Raw genomic sequence first — 17027 nt, 5'->3', positions numbered from 1 at the left:
GGGGGAACCGACATGAGGAAGATCACCGCAGCCGCGGGCATGGCCGCCCTCGCTGCCCTGACTCTCGCCGGATGCGCGTCACCGATCGGCGAAGCCTTCGAAGAGGCACCGCCAGCGACTGTTGCCGAACCGGCATTGGTCACCACTCCGTCGGCAACCCCGACAGCCGCAGCCGTCGAGTCGCGTTTCGTCCTCGAAATCGACGGACAGCGCGACTTTTCAGCACCCGCACTTGGCACGGCGACGGTCGACCTCAGCGACGGCACCTTGGCCTTCACGGACGTCGCCGGGCTGCCCATCGGAGCGCCCATGCCGGTCGCCGTCGACGCCGAGGTCATCACCTCCGCATCTGCCGACGTCACCGCGATTCTCAGCGATGCGAACGGCAACATCATCGGTTTCAACGCCATCTACTTGGACGGCTACGACGAGCTGAAGTTCGTGAACGTCAGGGCCAGCGACGACGCCCCCGTCCGATCCCCTGAAGACTTCAAGGGCGACGTTGCCCTCAAAGGCCACGTCGCGCCCGCGGCATGGGACGTGGAGTCCGCCGCTGTCTGGGCTTTCGGCTCCGTCACCCGCGGCGACCTCGCACTCAATATCACCGAATAGAAGGAGCACCAAGAAATGCGCAAGAACACACTCAGCGCGGTCACCGCCGCAGCCCTCGCCGCCCTCACCCTCGCCGGGTGCACGACCGCAGACACGACGACGACGACCGCACCGAGCGCCACGGCGACGGCTGCACCGACCGACGCAACGGCCGCCGCTCCGACCGGCACGGCGGAGGCAGAAGCTCGCATCCCCGTGGTCGTCGACGGTGCAGGTTCCGCTTCGCTTGGCGCGGCAACCATCGACATCAGGGACAGCACTCTGATCCTCACGGACGCGTCAGGCCTTCAGCTCGGCCCGACGATCCCTGTCGAACTGGCCGGAGAAGTTGCTGGTCCCGTGACCGGCGACATCGCGTGGTTCACCCGCGGCGACGCGGGCATCGACGCGATCGGCGGGCACTTCTGGGACGACGCGGACACCTATCACCGCGTGGAGATCCTCGAGGCAGGCGACGCTCCGGCCCTCCCAACTGATGAGGTCCCCGAGACGAACACCACGCTTGTCGTCCACGCCGACCCCGCTGCCTGGGACGGTCTCGGCGCGGTCGACAGCTGGATCTACGGGCCCGGCGCCCGCGGCTCGCTGAAGCTCTCGATCGTGGACTAGGAGGACTGCACATGCACGCACGATTCATCCGGGCGGCCGCCGTCGCCACCCTCAGCATCACGGCCTTGACCGGGTGCGTCGCATCGCCGTTCAGTGATGTCTTCGCTGACGAACCCGCTGCCCCAGCGGCGCCTGCGGCCCCGGCAGGCCCCTCGCAGAACGACGCACCGGGCGAGCCGAGCGGGTCCGCGGCGCAGGTGACTGCGCTCGATCTGACGGCTGTGGTGCGTCAGGCGAATGAGATCCTGTCGCCGGTGCTCTCCGAGTGCGTGACGGGGGTTCAGGAGTCGGCGCCTCGAACGTCGACTTCCGACCCCAGGGTGACGTGCGCAGGCCAGCTGGGTCCTCTCGCTTCCGACTTGTCTGGAGGCATGCGGGGCCGCGACGTGACCGTCGACGCGACGACCGTCGGGGCCTTCCCAGGCGTGCAGCTCCTGCAGGACCGCAGTGCCTACGCGACCATGACCACCGGGCGCACGGCAACCGTTCCACTGACGTCCACGGGTGCGTGGGAGGTGTCGCAGAGTGCGACCGGGACCACCGATGCCAGCACCGCGTCCGGCTTCGACGTCGTCGATCAGATCGAGGCGGAAATCACGCTGGCGGCCGACGTGTCCGTGGATGCGGCAGGTGCCGTTACGGCCATTGTCGTCACCGGCACCACCTCCGTCTCTTCCACACCCAAGGCCGTCTTCTAGACCCCGACCGGGGCGGGCGCATTGTCCGCCCTGGCTCCATCTCTCACCGCCTGAGGAGGACACCATGACCGGTATCGAAACCGCCGCCGAGTACATCGCGCGGCTCGACGACGAACACCGTTCGCTGTGTGAAGCTCGCGCCGCTGGGACGCTTCCGCAGGCGATCATCGACCAGGTGGACAAGCTCGACCCGGACTTCCTCTGGGACCGTCCGGCCGCCGAGGCTGCACTGGCGGCCAGTGTCGGAATCGTCGTCACAATGGCCGACGGCGGCACCGGAAAGGCGGCGCCGAGGTTCACGCTTCTCCGGTCCGGAGTCGTCTCCGACGGCGCGCTTCTCTTGGCTTTCGTCGAGACCCCGCCGAGTGTTTTCAGCCGCGCACTCCACCGTCACATCGAGCGGCAAGCCGGGGTGCAGATAGTGCCTCTCGGCGCCGACGACGAGATGCGCATCAGCCTCTGGCTTCTGTTCCGAGCGCGTGAGCTCGTGGCCGCGCAGGGCATCGCCCACTGACCTACTTGCCGGACGTCGTCCGGCCCGTCTTTCATCGCCTGAGGAGGGCAACATGAGCAAGAAATTCACCGCCGCCCGGGCGGTCACGACACTGCACCGAGTAGTCCGACAGCGTGCCGCAACGGGCACCCTGAGCTCACGCCTGAGGGCCGCAGTCGAGCGCCGCAGCCCCGACTTCGACTGGGCGCCTGAACCGCGCCCGACACTCACCCTGCGTGCCGAGAACAAGTCCGAAGGAGAACGCTCATGAGCACCACGTCCACCCGTCTCCACGGCGACACCCGGACGCTTGTCGTCGCCGTCACAGCACTTGTTGCAGCGCTCGGCATCGTGAGCTTTACCGCCGGTGTTCCCGGCCTCATGGCGGTCGGCGCCTGGGCGCTTCTGCCGGGGTGGATGAGCGCCCTCGTGCCGGTGATCGTCGACGGCGGCATCCTCGTTTTCAGCCTCGTCGCCGTCGTCCGTCGAGCCCGCCATGAAGGTGCAATCTTCGCCTGGTCGTGCCTCGCAATCTTGACGCTCGGAAGCGTCGCCGCTCAGGTCGCGCACGTCCTTCTCGAGAGCGGCGCAGTCACGGCAACAGCGATCGCCGGAGCCGTCGTTGCGGGCGCATTCCCCTCGGTCGTGTTCGCCTCCACGCACGCGATCCTCGACCTGGCCATCGCGCCAGCGCCTCGCCGCGGGCAGCACACTCAGACGGCCGCCGACGACGACGCGCGCGAGACGGGCCCAGCGCGTGAGCAGGTGACCGTTGAGCATGTCGTTGAGGTCGTGCCCGCGGCTGTTGAGCATGTTGCGGTTCAGGCGCCTGCACGGACTGAGCAGCAGGTGCCCGAGGTCGTTGAGCAGGCCGTCCGCCCGCAGGCGAGCACGGAGGTTGAGCAGGCGACCGAGGCTGTTGAGCGGGCCGCCCGCCCGGTGGTCGTGAAGGCATCGAGCACCCCTGCCCGGAAGCCGTCGAGCACCGCGCCCGCGGCCGACACAGCAGCCCGTGAGCAGGCGGTCGCCGCAGTTCTCGGCGGCGAGCTGTCGCAGAGCGCCGCAGCTGCCAAGTTCGGTGTCTCCCGAGCCACGCTTCAGCGTGAGCTGGTTAAGGCGAAGCAGACCGCCGCGTAGACGAACGAGAGCGCAGAAGAGGGGCCCAGCCGGAGACCAATCCGACAGGGCCCCTCTTCGCATCACACACTCGAAAGGACGACCGCCGAAGCGGCCCGGCCGGGGCACCACCCCGCGGCCTGTCCTGAGTATGTGGTGCCTTCGCCGATTCGGGCTCTGCGAGAAGAAGTTGGCGTGGAGGAAGGCCGGTAGTGCTCTGAGGGATGAGGTATGAGGGTATGAGGTCTGGAAAATGAGGGTGCTTAGGAGATGGTGAGACCGTGCGTCAGCACGAGTCGAGCCATCTCCCGAATCGCCGTCACGCCACGCGACGCCCGAAACGTTCCCGCTAGAACGCCAACCCTTCGCAGTCCCCTGAGGCTCATCCCTCCCCCGACTGCAGAGCTCTTCCCGATCGCTTCGGCTCTGATCTGACCTCTGGCTTGTCGCCGCTGATCCGCCGCTGAGTGCTCGACCTTCGCGTCTCGGTCCGCTCCGCTGCGTCTCGCCCACCGCACGCCTGACGTTCCCTCAGCTGGTTCGCTCCGCAGCGCGTCCATGCGGACGCGGACAGCTCTGGGCTTCAGCGATAGCTCTCAGCTGAAAAGTCCTGGTCACGCGTAAAATAAACACATCTCAGGAAGCACCTCAGCTCCGCAGGGCTTCCTGAATAGTTATCTCACGTAAAGGCATCACATGAGCTCCTCTGACCCTCATCTCCTCGAGCTGTCACAGCGGATCGCCGCCATGGACCGCCGCTACGGCAGCGATCACAGCGTGCTGCCGGTGCAGGTCGCTCTCGCTGTGATCGCTGCGAACGTCCGCGTCGATCACGCCACACTTCGGAGGGCGTGCCGCCGGAGCGGATCGCCCCGGATCGCAAAAGTCGCTTCCAGCAAAAGTTCCTGGTCACAGGCACTCAGGCTCTCAGCGCAGCACTCCTCGGCCTTCCTTCATCCCGGGGCGGTCGCCGGGGCGGAAGCTCGGGATGCCGCAGCCGTCGCCGTTGCGCGCAAGCTCGTCGGCCACCTTCTCGCAGAGCAGCCACCGGCCCTCTCCACCCGGCTCGGTCCGGTTACCCGTCATGCGCTCGCAGTGGTCGCTGGACGGGAACTCGAAGAGGCGCGGTCGAAGGGCTGGTCGGGCGTCATCATGACCGGCCCGTGGCTCTCGATCGAGCTCGGACTGTCTTCGCCGCAGTCCGGGAAGAAGGCGCTTGATCGGCTCACAGAGCTTCGGTGGCTTTCGAAAGGTCGTCGCGCTCGAAACGGGCGCGCACGCGTCTACAAGGCTTCACGCCTCACAAGCGTCGAGGGCCAGGACCTGTTCGAGCGGCACGCGGCAACCATCGACGCGCTCACCACGGGCACCCGCGGGCAGAGCGTGCTCGCCGACCTGGTGTTGACTGCCCGGGCTGCCGCCTGGACCTATGGTCCGGATGCACCGGGCACCCCCGTGTGGGCATATGCCGTTGAGGAGGCGAGCGGCTGCCCGCTTGGGCTGAATCCACGGTCTCGGGCAGCTGCCCGAGCGTGGACGCGCAGCCGAGGCCTGAGTGTGTCCGAGCTGGTCGCCTGGGTCGAGCACCGGTCGCGGTCGGGGATGCTCGCAGCGGCAGAGAAAGAGGTTGCTGAGCGGGCGCGGGCAGAGAAGGCACTCGCTCTCGCCGAGGTGTCGAATGAGCACGCCGCCCGCGTGAAGTTGGTGGGTGAGCACCTGCGCGACGTTGCCCGCCGCACAGTGAAGCACCCGGGCAAGAGGAAGGCGTTCCAGTCGTTCGTGCCCGGGCCTGAGCACGGCGCTGAAACCTCGCAGGAGTGGGCCGCCCGAGTGCGTGCCGCACTCGTTGACCGAGGTCTGGATGAGGCTGCGATGGCGGAGGCCGACAAGCAGATGCGGTCCGCGTTCGAGGCGGCGGGCAACGTGTACTTGACCGGCAACCTCGACGCCCAGCGGGCCCGCGTGGAAGCCGCGCGTGCCCACCTGGTTGCCGCCGCTCGTGCAGCGGTCAGCGACCCCGGCCGACGCAGCACTCTGGCGGCGTTGGTGCCACCGCTCGACGTCGGACCGGAGGCCTTCCGAGCCTGGCTCGTGCGCCTGCAGCTGGGTCTCATCCGACAGCGCATCGACGAAGCCCTCCTCGGTCAGGTCGGGGTCCAGCTTCAGCGCGCGCTGGTGTCTGCGGGGCACCCTGAGCAGCTCTCCGCCGCTGCCGCGCAGAAGGTGGTCACTGACCTCCGCCGCAGGGGGACGGACATCTCTCAGAGCGTGGCGGCATAGGCATGTGTCGGGACAAGCGGCACGGCGGTCGCCGTTGCCGATCGACAGCCGCCGAAAGTGCAGCGCGACAAGCCCGTCGAGTTCGTGCACGGGAGCGGGCGGCCGAGGTCGAGCAGGTCGAGGAAGAGCAGCCGACCTGGGTGGAAATCGAAGCTGAGACGCTCGCACAATTCGAGCGGGTCATGAAGGCAGAACTCGCCGCAGAGCACGATGCCGATGCCCTCGCCGACGACCCCGAGCTGCCCGAGCTCGAAGAAGAGCTGGAAGAGCTCGCCGACACGATCACCACTGCATCCGACGCCGACGAAGGCGCCCGCCCGGGCTGGGTGCAGACCGCCGCGGGCGGCACGCTCGACGCGCTGGAATGGCTGATGGGCGAAGGTGCTGGCGCTCCCCCGGCTGGCCTCGGCGAACGCGGTGGAGTGGTGGCTCGGGCGGTGGCTCAGCGACGGCAGCGGACTGCGGTTGAGGTTGCGGAAGAGTTCGTCATCGGCGGGCTGGCCGGGATCGTCGAAGGGCTCCTGTTCGCGCTGACGCTCGGGCTTCTGGACCTCAAGGATGCGGAGCCTCAGCCTAGGTCGTTGCAGTGACCGGCCCAGCCTCACAATCGTCAGCGGTCCGCTAGATTCAGCGGGTGCAGAAGCAACAGATCGGGTGGACCAAGACCGAAAAGATCGCTTGGCCACTGGCCATCGCGGCGTACGTCGGCATCGCTGTCTGGGCCATCATTGTGGCGCCCGACTGGCTCGTTGCAACTTCACTCTTCCGGCCTCCGCTAGAAGGAGCAGAGGCAGGCGCTGCATCTGCGGCCCCGGAGCTGACCGAGGCGGAGCGCCTAACCGCGGTGTCAGCCGCAAGGCAGAGTGTGTTGCTCGCCTCGGGTGGTGGGCTCGCGTTGATCACCCTCATCGTCACCATTAGCCGCGATGCCATTACACGCGCCCGCGCCGATCGTGAAAGCGATGAGCAGATGTCCGCGCAGTTCACAGCAGCCATCAACCAGCTCGGTGAGACCGGAAGCCAATCAATTCGACTGGGCGGTATTCACGGCCTAGAGAGGACCGCGAATGCTGCCAGCGGATACCACTTCCCAGTTCTGGCGGTTCTCGCTCAGTTCATCCGCGAACACAGCCGAGCGGCCAACGCCGAAGGGGACGAGGCCACGGTCCCAGGTGACGTTGAAACTGCGGCCGAAGTGCTCGCACGCCTCACGGACGCGGAGGCATCTAGTCAGGCGCTTAGCCTGGCCGACACAAACCTCCGCGGGGTTCATCTCCGCAACGCAGATTTCTCCGGCTGGAACTGCCAGCGGTTCGACGCCTATCGCGCCGACCTTGGCGGTTCGAGGTTGGAGGACACTCTGTTCCATGATGCGTCCCTAGATCGCACGCGCCTGTCCGGCGCTCACTTGAACGGGGCCCGACTCTCCCGTGCCTCGCTTGTGCGTGCGAGCCTCCACGGTGCTGACCTCACTGGAGCAACCCTCCACAACGCAAATTTGAGCGATGCAACACTGCGGAGAGCAACACTGTTGGGCACAAACCTCGACGGAGCACGTCTGCACAATGCAACGCTCCAGGAGGCACACATCGCTGAAGCGTCCTTCGACGGTGCCGATCTTCGAGGATGCAATTTCCACGGGGTTACAGGATGGACGTCTGCGCAGTTCGAGCGCGGCGTTCTCTTTGACGAAGACACGATCTGGCCTAGCGGTTATGTGAGGCCTGAAGACGTGCGCGATTAGGGCACGACGTCGAGTGACGGCGATCGCTCGATCCTCAACCACTTCCCGCGTTTCCAGTGCATGACTCGGCTTCCACCCTCGGTGCTTGCAACCCATACGTGTGACACACCGTCCGGCAGGCTGAGCCCAGTGCCGTCCTGCTTGGGCCAGTCGCGGCCGACGCCAAGGAGACTGACGACCGCGCGGCCGGATTCGGGCATGACCCACAGGAATGCGTGGCGCTCCGGAGCGTCGATGCGCGACAACTTCTTGGGAACGTCGTCGTTCTCCGCGAGCATGGACTCCACGAAGTCGTTCAGGGCAGTCTCCGGTCGCGCTTGGTCGACGACCCATCCGCGCGGGTAGAGGCGGACGAACTCCGCTTGAGCTGGGAGCGGGATCGTATGCTGCACGCCCATCGCCCGAAGCTCCGGGGGCGTGGAGATGTAGTCCGCCGCCGACTCCTCCCGCGCTTCGAGGGCCTCGAGGTGCTCTGGCAAGTCACGGCGAAGGGCCCGGACGTCGGCGGCGTGTTCGAGCGTGATCTGCCACCCCCACCGGAGTCCGGGGACCGTCAGCTCGTCGCCGTGCTTTCGGAGTGCCTTCTCGAGCCGCTGATAGTCCTTCCCGGGGTCGGAGACGATCTCCATCGGTACGTCGCCGCCGGGTAGTTCGATCATCGCGTCCGGCATCCGGTGCGCAGTTCCGTCGTCGTGAAGCCGGACTGGTGCTCCGAGGGCCTCGGACACAATCTGGCGAGCGCGCTGCTCCTCCCACCGGTCACGCATGGCGGTGGTTCGCTTGAATGAGCCGAGCATGGCCTATCACCTCTGGCGCCACCGATGCAGTCGTGGGCACTCGGACTGACGCAGCGCGTCGTGTCGGAAGAATCATGCCCTCATGATGGGCCAGGGACCGGCTCCCCGAGAGCAACTCGCTACTGCATGACTCCTGGCTGTCCGGCCCCGTCGTATCAGGATGTCAGGATGACTCCATGACGACCGCTGATAGCTCGATCCTTCTCCGCATCACGCTCGGCTACTGGGAGGGCGACGAGCTTCAGCTGCGCTTCCCGCCCGAGTGTCAGGAGGGGGTGCTCGCCCTGTTGGACGAGGAGGGGGTTGAGCACAACACGGGCCTGGAGTTCTCTTTCGGGCCCGCCGAGTGGATCGAGAACGTCACCGTCTTGGGCGGCTCCGCTGGCGCTGCCCTTACTGGGCTCTCGCTGGTTCTGCACCGTTTCTTCACCCGAAACGATGGCAAGAGCGTGGAGCTCGACGTCGACGGCGAAGTGAAGAAGGTCACAGGGTTCTCCCCGGAGCAGTTCCGAGCGCTCTTGGAAGAGACGGCAGTTCGGAAGTCAGAGCAGGGTAAGAGGATGCGCGAGCAGTTCGACGTTGACAACCCGATGCCTGGCAGCATTAACCCCGAGGCCTGATCCTCAAGCCGCTGCGTCGAGGCGATCGTTGCCCTCATACGGGTGACCCGGCCACCCGACCGGGCAGCGGACCTTCTCATTGAGCACCTCTTCGTTGCGCGGGTGTAGCAGGCCCTCGGTTCAAGATTCGGGCATCCAATCAGCTGGCGCCAAGGCTTAAGGTTTGGGCCCGACACTCTCAAACTGTTTGCTCCTCGAAGATAACGGTCCCTTCGTTACTCTCGCGCGGTTCGCACCGCAGAGTAACGATCGGCTGGCTCGTTCATGAATGCGGCCGACCATGGCACGGTCCAGGCTTGAAGTAATTCCTTCGGGAAGACGCAAAGGACGAATCGAAACTCATCGAAGCATTGGAGCTGAGACTGATGGAGAAGAAGACCTGGATGAAGACAGCCCTCGCCCCGTTGGCGTTTGCCGCCGCTGCTGGCATGCTGGGGGCAACCCCGGCGATGGCGGCACCGTCGCCTGATTACGCAACCGTCGCGGCTAGCCAGCTTTCGCAGGAAGATGAAGCGGCAATTCGCGAGCACCTGGAGCTCTACGGAGTGACAGGCGCCGATGCAGACTCCGTGGTCGCCAAGGCTGCGACCGGTGAGACCCTCGACGCGGATACCGGCGTGGCGCCCGTATCGACGGACAACGTGCAGGTCGAAGGCCTCGACTACACAGTCGACCGCTTCGCTGACGGATCCTTCATCGCGCTCAACATCGCTCCACCTGCGAGCGACGCCGATGCAAACAGCCGGGCTGCGCTGGGCCAGGGCATCAGCGGCTGTGACGAGTTGACTTCTGTTGGTACGCAGCCGTTTGTGAACTGCAAGGTCTCGTACTCCGGTTCGCTGTTCTCCGCTGACTTCAACGCTAACTTCACGCTGAGCACGACGACCGCAGCGTCGATCCAGCGCGTGTGGAACGAGAATGCCAATGTCGTCGCTGGCACGTTCGGGCAGGAGCCGTCTGTCTCGATTACGCAGCAGACTGCGGGTGCATCGCCTGCTGAGGCACGTCTGTTCTTCACCTACGGATCCACCGCGGGCGTTGCTGGTAGCACCGGTTCCGTGCGTCTCATCGTTTCGGGCGACTCGGCGTCGGTTGCTTCGCCGTAAGTAGCGCTGGTCATCTGCCGAAGGGTCATCCGCCGAGCGGATGGCCCTTCGGCATGAGAGCCTGAGGTCATGTTCGAAACCATGTCAGCTGCCCAGGTCGTCATCCTCATAGCCGTCATCGTGGCGATCGCTGCCGCCGTCGGCGTCGGACTCTGGCTTCTCGGCAGGCGAGGCAAGTAGACCGCCAGAGTCGGACCGGATCGGATCTACGGCGTACCTCCCGTAACGGAGGAGTCCCCGGTGATGAGGATTGAAGCTATGCCGTCCGGGCCCAGTGTGACCTCTGCTGACGCAGAAACAGTCGCCTTCAGGAACGCACGAGACGTGATGCTTGACCCCAGAGTTTTCAAGGTCCCTGTCACGTCCTGCTCCATGGTGAAGGTGTCCATCGGGTCCAGCCACACAGTAGGCAGGGCGAGCGATCCGATCTCGAAGTTCGGCAGCTCCGAGAACTCCAGCTCCCCGAAGGTGAATTCCCGCCCCAACGGGTTGATCGAGTGGCTCCTGCTCGTGAAACCCGTCTGTCCGGTACAGACGATGCCGTTGCCCGGCGTCGGCACGCTGGAGAGCTCAGCGCTACCGCCGCACGCCTTGATCGCGGCTTGCACGGCCGGGACGGCAACTTCCATGAAGGCATCCTGCTGAAGCACCATCTCAGGGAGGTACGTCTCTCCCGGTCGCACCACGGTCACGCTGTCGCTCACGTCTGTGAACGCCAGCGCTGGCACTTCCACCGGGTAGACACCAGGGAAGACCTGCCACGCGACGGCTGCCCCCGTCGCAGAGCCGACCGTGACCGGCGAGTCTTCGTCCAGGCTGCCAATTGTGCCGGTCAACGCATTCGCCAACCACTTCCCGTCCGCAGGGCGTTCGAGCGTGAGTTCGGTCTCGACCTGCTGTCCGGCGATCGTGTAACTCACACCAAGTGACACGCGCTGATCCGAGTCCGGCGACGGCGTTGGTTCCGGACTAGTGACGGTCGGGTCGGAGATGCGCTCAGTGGCCGAAACCAGCGCACTGATGGCAAGGTCCTCACTCGTGAGTCCGGAGAGCTCCGCGACCTGCTCGGCGTTCCCCTCGGCAATCGCATTCAAGTAGGCCTGCGCAGCACCGATGGCGGTGTCGCCAGGCCCTGTCGAGCATGCGCTCAGTCCTCCGACAATCATCAACACCGCAGCGCCAGCGGCCAGAGTCCGGGCGGTCTTCTTCGTCTTCATGTGTTCTCGTTTCTCAAGGGGTGATCCGGCGCATCGCGGATCGCATGCGGGTAGTCAGCACGGTCGGGTGGCGGCGAAGGAGTGTCTGGGGCGTGGTGCCGAGGACGGCTGCGGCGACGTTGTCGTCGCCGAGTTGCTCCAGGAGGCGCTGCTCGGCGTAGAAGCGTGCAGCTGAGCGCGGGCGGTAGGCGGCTTCGGCTTCAGCGAGGAGGGACCGCCAGGCAGCAGCGTCGCGGTCGTCAGGCATGGGCCTGGTGACATCAGACGGGTGCGGGAAGAGGAGCCCGGACGGGAGTCGGAGTTCCGCCGGACCGAAGGCTCCCGCCCGAACGGCGCGGCCGAAAGCGAGTGCTCTTTCCTGGGACTCTCGGACTTGCTTGGCGGTCGGAGCTGGCTGCGTTCGGCGGCGAGCGGTGAGGGTTTCCCGATGTGTGGCGAGGGCTTGACCGATGCGGGAGTCGGGCTCGATGGGGATGGTGCGCTCGGCTTGAGTGGCCTGGCGAGCCCAGGTGGCTGGAGTCGTGGGAGTTGCCGAGAGGCGGGCAAGCGTTGCTTGCACTCGGATGACGTGGATGTCGCCTTCATCGGCGAGGTCGTCGTCTTCGAGGGCCAGGGCCTCAGATGCCCGAAGTCCGAAGTGGAGGGCGAGAAGCCAGCGGAGCGCCTCGCCGCGATGTGACGCGGCTGCAACCAGGCGTTCGACCTCCGCCTCCGTGAGGGGTTCCGTTGATGACTTACGTGACTGAACTGGTGTGATCCTGAGCCCCACCGTGGGGTCGGTGATTATGCCGAACTCCGGGTAGCGGAGCGCAGTGGTTGCAGCGCCGCGGAGAACCGCGAGGCAAGCGCGGCGGATTGAGGAGGAGGCAGGAGACCCCGATCGAGTCCTCAGTCCGTCAAGGAAGCGCTGGAGCTCAGCGGCACTGAGGGAGGCGATCGGCGCGTTCCACCATGGAGCCAGCTTCGCCAGGCTGCGGATACGTTTCCGGTAGCCGTCACGGGTAGCAGGAGCGTGCCCAGCAGTCGCGAGCCATGCTTCCGCAGCCGCCGACCAAGAGGCGGCATGGAGAACCTCTCGCCGGTTCTCGGCGGCTTCCAACTCGGCATCTCGTTCGACTGTATGAAGACGGACTTGGACGACTTCGACGGAGGCCCCGCGAGGTTGAACGCGGACACCGTCACGGGTGACGGACGCGCGGAAGCCGCCCCGGTCGTCTGACCGGACCCTCCCCCGTTCCTGCGGCATGAGCCTCCCCGGCGGGCAGTATGCCTAGCTGCACGGAACTGGCCCCTCGGTCCTGCAGATTCCCAGCCGCCGGGAGTCGGCGAGATTCACCGCCTGACCTGCAGAGCTTCACCGAGTGCGGGGAGTCAGCGCGACTCCCCGCGTTTGGCATGACCGGGACCTCGGAGGCGGTGGAGGTGGAGGTGTCGTGTTCAGGGACCGGTGCCTGCGGAACAGGGGTCCTTTGGGAGCTCCGAACGACCCCTAGCCAGGGGTGTGCATCCGAGCACACCAAATGCCCACGGCTCTACCTGCCATGGGCATGGCAGGCTCCGAGATGCCCACGGACGGAACTAGGAGTGGGTCAGCGTGGGTTTGGAAAGGGTTTCGCGTGGGTTTCGAAAGGCTTGAGATCGTTGCAATTCCGGGGGAGCGTGGGTTTGGTGGGTTTTATCCCCTACTTCAGAAATCTTCTAGAAAACGGCCTGCTGAGACCAGAACGCCGGAGCCGCCACCTCTGAAAAAGAACCCACGCAAACCCACGGACCCACGCGAGCCCCACGCGAGCTACTTCGAGAGGCGGTTCCGCAGCTCGTCGAGAAGCTCATCCGTCGTCGCATGCCGGAGCGCCTGACGGGTCACCGCTCGCTGATCCCAGGTGGGCCCGGTCTGATCCTGCGCAGGCTGTACGGAGTCGCCTGAGGAGTCCACCTCCGGCTCGGGCATGGACGCAGCCTGCCTATCAAGGTCCGCTTCCATGGAGAGCCACTGGTGGTAGCTCAGCGGCTGATGCTCGTCGGGGAGCTGAGCCCAACGAAGGGCATCACCGAGCACGGCGCGCACAGCTTCAGTGCGCAGGGTCGGCACGAACCGCCCATCTCGCTCCCAAGCAGCCACGGTGTGCTTCGTGGAGATGCCAAGGGCCTCACCGAGCGCCCCCTGGGACATGCCGAGGGCAACCCTCGCCTCGCGGAGTTCAGCCCCTGAGATTCGTGCATTCACGGCCTCAGACTATCCCGAGAATAAGTAGGCATAGGCGGGTATAAGTGTGCTAGGCTGACGGTATGACCACAACCTCCAGCACCACCGGAGCCCCAGAGGAACTCTTTGTGACCCTCGAAGAGGCCGCGGAACTCCTCCGAGTAGACCCATCGACGCTCTATCGCCAGGCGCGGAAGGGAACGGGCTTGCTCAATGCCTTCAAGATCGGTCGCCAGTGGCGCTTCCCGGTGGCAGCGCTCGAAGCCAAGGCCGGACGCCCGCTGGCTGAGCTGCGTCCAGGCAAGCCCGCGATGACTTCCGCGTAACCCACCACCAAAAGAAAGAAGCGCCAGGCAGCTTGCACACTGCCTGACGCTTGTAGCCACCTCGAAAGCAGCGAGCATGACCACAACACTCCAAGCGTACCCGGACGCGGCTACCCAGCACCAGGCGCTGGTCCAGCGCCTCGACGACTTCGATGCCCTCGGCATCCAGTACACAGCCCTCGCCCGCCCGAACGCGGCTGGCGACAAGCGCCCGGCATTCGGGAAGGGATTCACGAAGCGCCCGATCCCCGAGATCACTGCGGAATCCCGTGAAAAGGTGCTCGCGGGCCAGAGCACCGGCGTCCGGATGGAACTCGGCGTTCGCGGCAAGATCACTACCAGCGGCCGTACCTACTACCCGGTTGTGGTCGAGTCGGAGAACCCGACCGAGAAGTGCCTCCCCGAAGTCCAGCAACGCATGAATGCAGCCCTGGCCGAGCATGACCGAACCGGTGCCGTCTCTCGAATGCTCGCAGGGCACGCCGACATCTCACCGTCCGGCGGCATGCACCTCCATGCCTGGCTCGAGGCCGCGGACGACATCGATTTCAAGCGCCGACTTCGCGCACTGCCGACGCGCAGCGCAGCGCACCTCGGCGAGACTGCCTACGAGATCCTCGCCACCAACGTCATTGTCGCGCCGTCGTATGGCGTGCACGCCTCCGGTCTGCCATACACGCACGCCGCCGGGTCCAACCCGCAGGCGTCGCCCACGGTCCTCACCTGGTCGGAGCTGACCGCCATCGCGACCGCCATGCAGGTAGCCGACGACGGCTCCCTCGCGAGCACCAAGGTCATGCACCGTCTTGAGGGCCACACCATCCGGAGCCGCGACATCGCGGAGGCGTACGACAAGGAGTGCTCCGCCGAAGATGTCGCGGAGCTCCTCCTCGAGCACGGCTGGACCATCCGCGCAGGTGAACTGCCGGACGAGCTCAAGTTGAAGCGTCCCGGCAGCAAGAACCCCGACCGGGGTCAGTCTGCATCCCTTGGCGGTGAGCAAGGCAGCCTGCTTCGCGTTTGGAGCACCAGCGACGCGCGCCTCGGCCCGGGCTTTTACACCCCCTTCGCGCTGCGCGCCTTCCTCGTGCATGGTGGTAACCCCGTCGCGTGCGCCGAGGCGATCGCAACGCCCCCTGAAATCGAGGTCGACGTGCAGTTCTCGGTAAGCGACCTCGTCGACGACGGACCCACCGAGGACCCGCATGCCGACACCGACTGGGAAGCTGTCGCAGCATCCGTTGTGCCACCAACCGATGCTGCGATCGCGTGGGCAATGGCGAGGTTCGAGACCCAGTTCACTGCCGACCAGGCTCTGCTGGACGAGTTCGAAGAGCCCGTCCATGCTGCCAGTGAGGACGGCGTTGCCGAGGACCTCCTGGCCGAAAACGGGTTCACCGCCGCGGAGCTCGCCGATATGCGGGAGGAAGTCGACCAGCACGAGCCGCTCCGCGAAGTCGACCCGCGTTCGATCGACTCCGAGTCTTACGTAACTCTCATCCTTGGTGAGCTGGCACGGCGTCGTGTCGCTGGCATGGTGGACGTCCCTCAGTACATCCGCCATGTCGATCGAACGGGAGCCACGCTGGCGCATCTGCGCCCAGTTCTGGGTGGCCGTCCGACCTCGACGAGGCAGTTCGCAAAGGACGACCTCCCGCTCGGGTTCGTGCAGCCAGTAGTTGAGAAGAAGTCCGGTCGCGACTTTGCCCACAACCACCCGACCAAGATCACCGCCACGGTAGAAGAGCGGCTCCAATCCGACACGAACCTCGCGACTGCGCGCATCGTCTCGCAAGCACCGGTGCTCAGCGCAGAAGGTCGAACCCTGCAGCACCCCGGCTACTACCGGGGGGAGCAAGTGCTGATCCATGACGATCCGACACGCAGCTTCGACCGGGCACGCTACGTCGTCTCCGAGACCCCATCCCAACAGGAGGCGCAGGCTGCGTTTGAGTATCTGCACCGCGAGTTCCTCCGCGACTTCCCTTTCGCATCTGACGCGGACCTTGCACGCGGGCTTCTGTACCCGCTGACCATCGCGTCGCGACACCTCGTCCCGACGGTGCCAGGTTTCATGCTGGCTGCCGCGGACCGAGGCTCCGGCAAGAGTCTCTTCCGCGAAGTGTCCTGCATGATCGCCACCGGCTCAGACGCCTACCAGCGCATCAGCGTGTATGCGAACGACGACACAGAAACCCGCAAAGCCTTCGTCACCGCGACGCTGGCGGGGCGGATCATTCTTCACGCCGACGAGGTCGGACGTGGCGATGCCATCACGTCGAAGGCCGTGACCGAGCTGCTCACTATGCCGCCCAGTGCGCTCAACGAGCGCATCCTCGGAGGCAACAGCTCGGCTGCGCTCGACAGCTTCGTCGTCAGCGTCGCGGGCAACAATGTGCGCGCTGGCGCCGACTTGAACAGGCGCTTCATCGAGGCGAAGTTCGTGCTTCAATCGGGAATCGCCCATGAGCGCGACGAGAGCAAGTTCCGGCATCCAGACATCAGGAAGTGGGCCGCCAAGCACCGCCCCGAGCTGCTCGCGGCTCTGCACACGATCCTGGCGTACGGGATCCAGAATCCCGCTGCGGAGATCCCGGTCTTCGGTGGGTTCGGGGAATGGCGGCGAGTCGTACTCGGCTCGCTGACGCACATCAGCTTGAACGGACACACACTGGCGGACCTCGCAGTCGACGGTCGCGCAGCCTGGACAGCCGATCAGGACGACGACGCATTCGAGTGGATCCCGTTCGTAGAACTCCTCTACCGCCGATCGTCGATGATCGGACGCGAGCTTCGCATGACGGAGGTTGTGAAAGCCGTCGACGATTCCAAGCCCTTCGTCGAGCTTCCCACGGAACTCCGCATGACCCTAGGCGAATCCGTGACCACGCGCGCTCGGAAGTGGGGCAAGAAGGTCGGCGCGATGCTCGACACGGCCATCCCCGCCGGTGACGGAGTCATCCTCCGCATCAAGAGCAAGCTGACCTCCGGGTCGCATCGCTGGTGGGTGGAAACCGAAGGTGACGTCATCGCCTGGCTGCAGCGCGATGCGCCGCCAGTCGGCAGCTTCGCCCCGAACGTTCCATTCGTCGTCGCGTCGATTGACGATCCGCGTTTCGGTCGTGGACAGCAGACGGGACTGGGAGCATGAGCGTCGCGGCCTTCCTCGCGGCAACAGTCGGGCCCGTGACGGTGACGCACCT

Annotated in this window: 20 protein-coding genes; 15 read left to right on the top strand and 5 right to left on the bottom strand. The window is 65.7% G+C overall.

Annotated elements, in window-relative coordinates; all coding sequences use genetic code 11:
- Positions 1-12 precede the first annotated feature (12 nt).
- The 6 genes from ACQFZP_RS15180 (at position 13) to ACQFZP_RS15155 (ending at position 3549) form a co-directional block, all read left to right on the top strand.
- The gene (locus tag ACQFZP_RS15180) at positions 13-612 is read left to right on the top strand and encodes a hypothetical protein (protein WP_211891900.1); all 600 of its coding nucleotides are present in this window, start codon (positions 13-15) and stop codon (positions 610-612) included.
- Between the two features lie 15 nt (positions 613-627).
- Complete coding sequence (locus ACQFZP_RS15175) at positions 628-1221, top strand: hypothetical protein (RefSeq protein WP_211891899.1); 594 nt, start codon at positions 628-630, stop codon at positions 1219-1221.
- 11 nt (positions 1222-1232) lie between these two features.
- Complete coding sequence (locus tag ACQFZP_RS15170) at positions 1233-1919, top strand: hypothetical protein (RefSeq protein ID WP_211891898.1); 687 nt, start codon at positions 1233-1235, stop codon at positions 1917-1919.
- Positions 1920-1983: 64 nt separating this feature from the next.
- Positions 1984-2433 (top strand): hypothetical protein, encoded by a 450-nt coding sequence (locus ACQFZP_RS15165; protein WP_211891897.1) that lies wholly within the window; start codon positions 1984-1986, stop codon positions 2431-2433.
- A gap of 52 nt (positions 2434-2485) precedes the next feature.
- Positions 2486-2683 carry a hypothetical protein gene (locus tag ACQFZP_RS15160; RefSeq protein ID WP_211891896.1) on the top strand — a complete coding sequence of 66 codons (198 nt, stop codon included), beginning with the start codon at positions 2486-2488 and terminating at the stop codon, positions 2681-2683.
- Entirely contained in the window at positions 2680-3549 is an 870-nt protein-coding gene (locus tag ACQFZP_RS15155; RefSeq protein ID WP_211891895.1) for a helix-turn-helix domain-containing protein, read from the top strand. The genes ACQFZP_RS15160 and ACQFZP_RS15155 overlap by 4 nt, the downstream gene beginning before the upstream one ends.
- 906 nt (positions 3550-4455) lie before the next feature.
- Here the strand turns inward: ACQFZP_RS15155 and ACQFZP_RS15150 are convergent.
- Complete coding sequence (locus tag ACQFZP_RS15150) at positions 4456-4614, bottom strand: hypothetical protein (protein ID WP_211891894.1); 159 nt, start codon at positions 4612-4614, stop codon at positions 4456-4458.
- A 9-nt stretch (positions 4615-4623) separates the two neighbouring features.
- Here ACQFZP_RS15150 and ACQFZP_RS15145 point away from each other — a divergent pair, with 9 nt between their 5' ends.
- From ACQFZP_RS15145 to ACQFZP_RS15135, 3 genes are all read left to right on the top strand, one after another.
- The gene (locus ACQFZP_RS15145; RefSeq protein WP_211891893.1) at positions 4624-5808 is read left to right on the top strand and encodes a hypothetical protein; all 1185 of its coding nucleotides are present in this window, start codon (positions 4624-4626) and stop codon (positions 5806-5808) included.
- Positions 5809-5948: 140 nt separating this feature from the next.
- Positions 5949-6398 carry a hypothetical protein gene (locus ACQFZP_RS15140; RefSeq protein ID WP_211891892.1) on the top strand — a complete coding sequence of 150 codons (450 nt, stop codon included), beginning with the start codon at positions 5949-5951 and terminating at the stop codon, positions 6396-6398.
- Positions 6399-6442: 44 nt separating this feature from the next.
- Positions 6443-7552, top strand: coding sequence for a pentapeptide repeat-containing protein (locus ACQFZP_RS15135; RefSeq protein WP_211891891.1), 1110 nt, complete (start codon positions 6443-6445; stop codon positions 7550-7552).
- Here the strand turns inward: ACQFZP_RS15135 and ACQFZP_RS15130 are convergent.
- On the bottom strand, positions 7549-8349 hold the full coding sequence (locus tag ACQFZP_RS15130) for a hypothetical protein (RefSeq protein ID WP_211891890.1): 801 nt from the start codon (positions 8347-8349) through the stop codon (positions 7549-7551). The two genes, ACQFZP_RS15135 and ACQFZP_RS15130, sit on opposite strands and share 4 nt — an antisense overlap.
- A gap of 176 nt (positions 8350-8525) precedes the next feature.
- On the opposite strand from ACQFZP_RS15130, the gene ACQFZP_RS15125 reads away from it, so the two are divergent.
- Positions 8526-8969: a hypothetical protein gene (locus tag ACQFZP_RS15125; RefSeq protein ID WP_211891889.1), complete on the top strand. Its 444-nt coding sequence runs from the start codon at positions 8526-8528 to the stop codon at positions 8967-8969.
- 365 nt (positions 8970-9334) lie between these two features.
- On the top strand, positions 9335-10075 hold the full coding sequence (locus tag ACQFZP_RS15120) for a hypothetical protein (protein ID WP_211891888.1): 741 nt from the start codon (positions 9335-9337) through the stop codon (positions 10073-10075).
- 206 nt (positions 10076-10281) lie between these two features.
- Here the strand turns inward: ACQFZP_RS15120 and ACQFZP_RS15115 are convergent, their stop codons facing one another.
- Together ACQFZP_RS15115 and ACQFZP_RS15110 are read right to left on the bottom strand one after the other, a co-directional pair.
- Entirely contained in the window at positions 10282-11292 is a 1011-nt protein-coding gene (locus tag ACQFZP_RS15115) for a hypothetical protein (protein WP_211891887.1), read from the bottom strand.
- Positions 11293-11305: 13 nt separating this feature from the next.
- Entirely contained in the window at positions 11306-11539 is a 234-nt protein-coding gene (locus ACQFZP_RS15110) for a hypothetical protein (RefSeq protein WP_211891886.1), read from the bottom strand.
- Between the two features lie 306 nt (positions 11540-11845).
- Here ACQFZP_RS15110 and ACQFZP_RS15105 point away from each other — a divergent pair, with 306 nt between their 5' ends.
- Positions 11846-11971 (top strand): hypothetical protein, encoded by a 126-nt coding sequence (locus ACQFZP_RS15105; RefSeq protein WP_283245204.1) that lies wholly within the window; start codon positions 11846-11848, stop codon positions 11969-11971.
- A 384-nt stretch (positions 11972-12355) separates the two neighbouring features.
- A complete protein-coding gene (locus ACQFZP_RS15100; RefSeq protein ID WP_211891885.1) occupies positions 12356-12511 on the top strand; it encodes a hypothetical protein in 156 nt (51 codons plus the stop codon).
- Positions 12512-13084: 573 nt separating this feature from the next.
- On the opposite strand, the gene ACQFZP_RS15095 is transcribed toward ACQFZP_RS15100, so the two are convergent.
- Positions 13085-13519, bottom strand: a complete 435-nt coding sequence (locus ACQFZP_RS15095; RefSeq protein ID WP_211891884.1) for a helix-turn-helix transcriptional regulator — start codon at positions 13517-13519, stop codon at positions 13085-13087.
- 62 nt (positions 13520-13581) lie between these two features.
- Here ACQFZP_RS15095 and ACQFZP_RS15090 point away from each other — a divergent pair, with 62 nt between their 5' ends.
- Both ACQFZP_RS15090 and ACQFZP_RS15085 read left to right on the top strand, forming a co-directional pair.
- On the top strand, positions 13582-13824 hold the full coding sequence (locus ACQFZP_RS15090; protein ID WP_211891883.1) for a helix-turn-helix domain-containing protein: 243 nt from the start codon (positions 13582-13584) through the stop codon (positions 13822-13824).
- A gap of 76 nt (positions 13825-13900) precedes the next feature.
- On the top strand, positions 13901-16975 hold the full coding sequence (locus ACQFZP_RS15085; RefSeq protein WP_211891882.1) for a hypothetical protein: 3075 nt from the start codon (positions 13901-13903) through the stop codon (positions 16973-16975).
- The last annotated feature ends 52 nt before the right edge of the window (positions 16976-17027 follow it).

Source organism: Pseudoclavibacter sp. Marseille-Q434, from assembly GCF_050315415.1.
Lineage (GTDB): Bacteria > Actinomycetota > Actinomycetes > Actinomycetales > Microbacteriaceae > Pseudoclavibacter.
The sequence above is the reverse complement of the archived record's forward strand: the minus strand, read 5'-3'. Positions and strand labels throughout refer to the sequence as shown.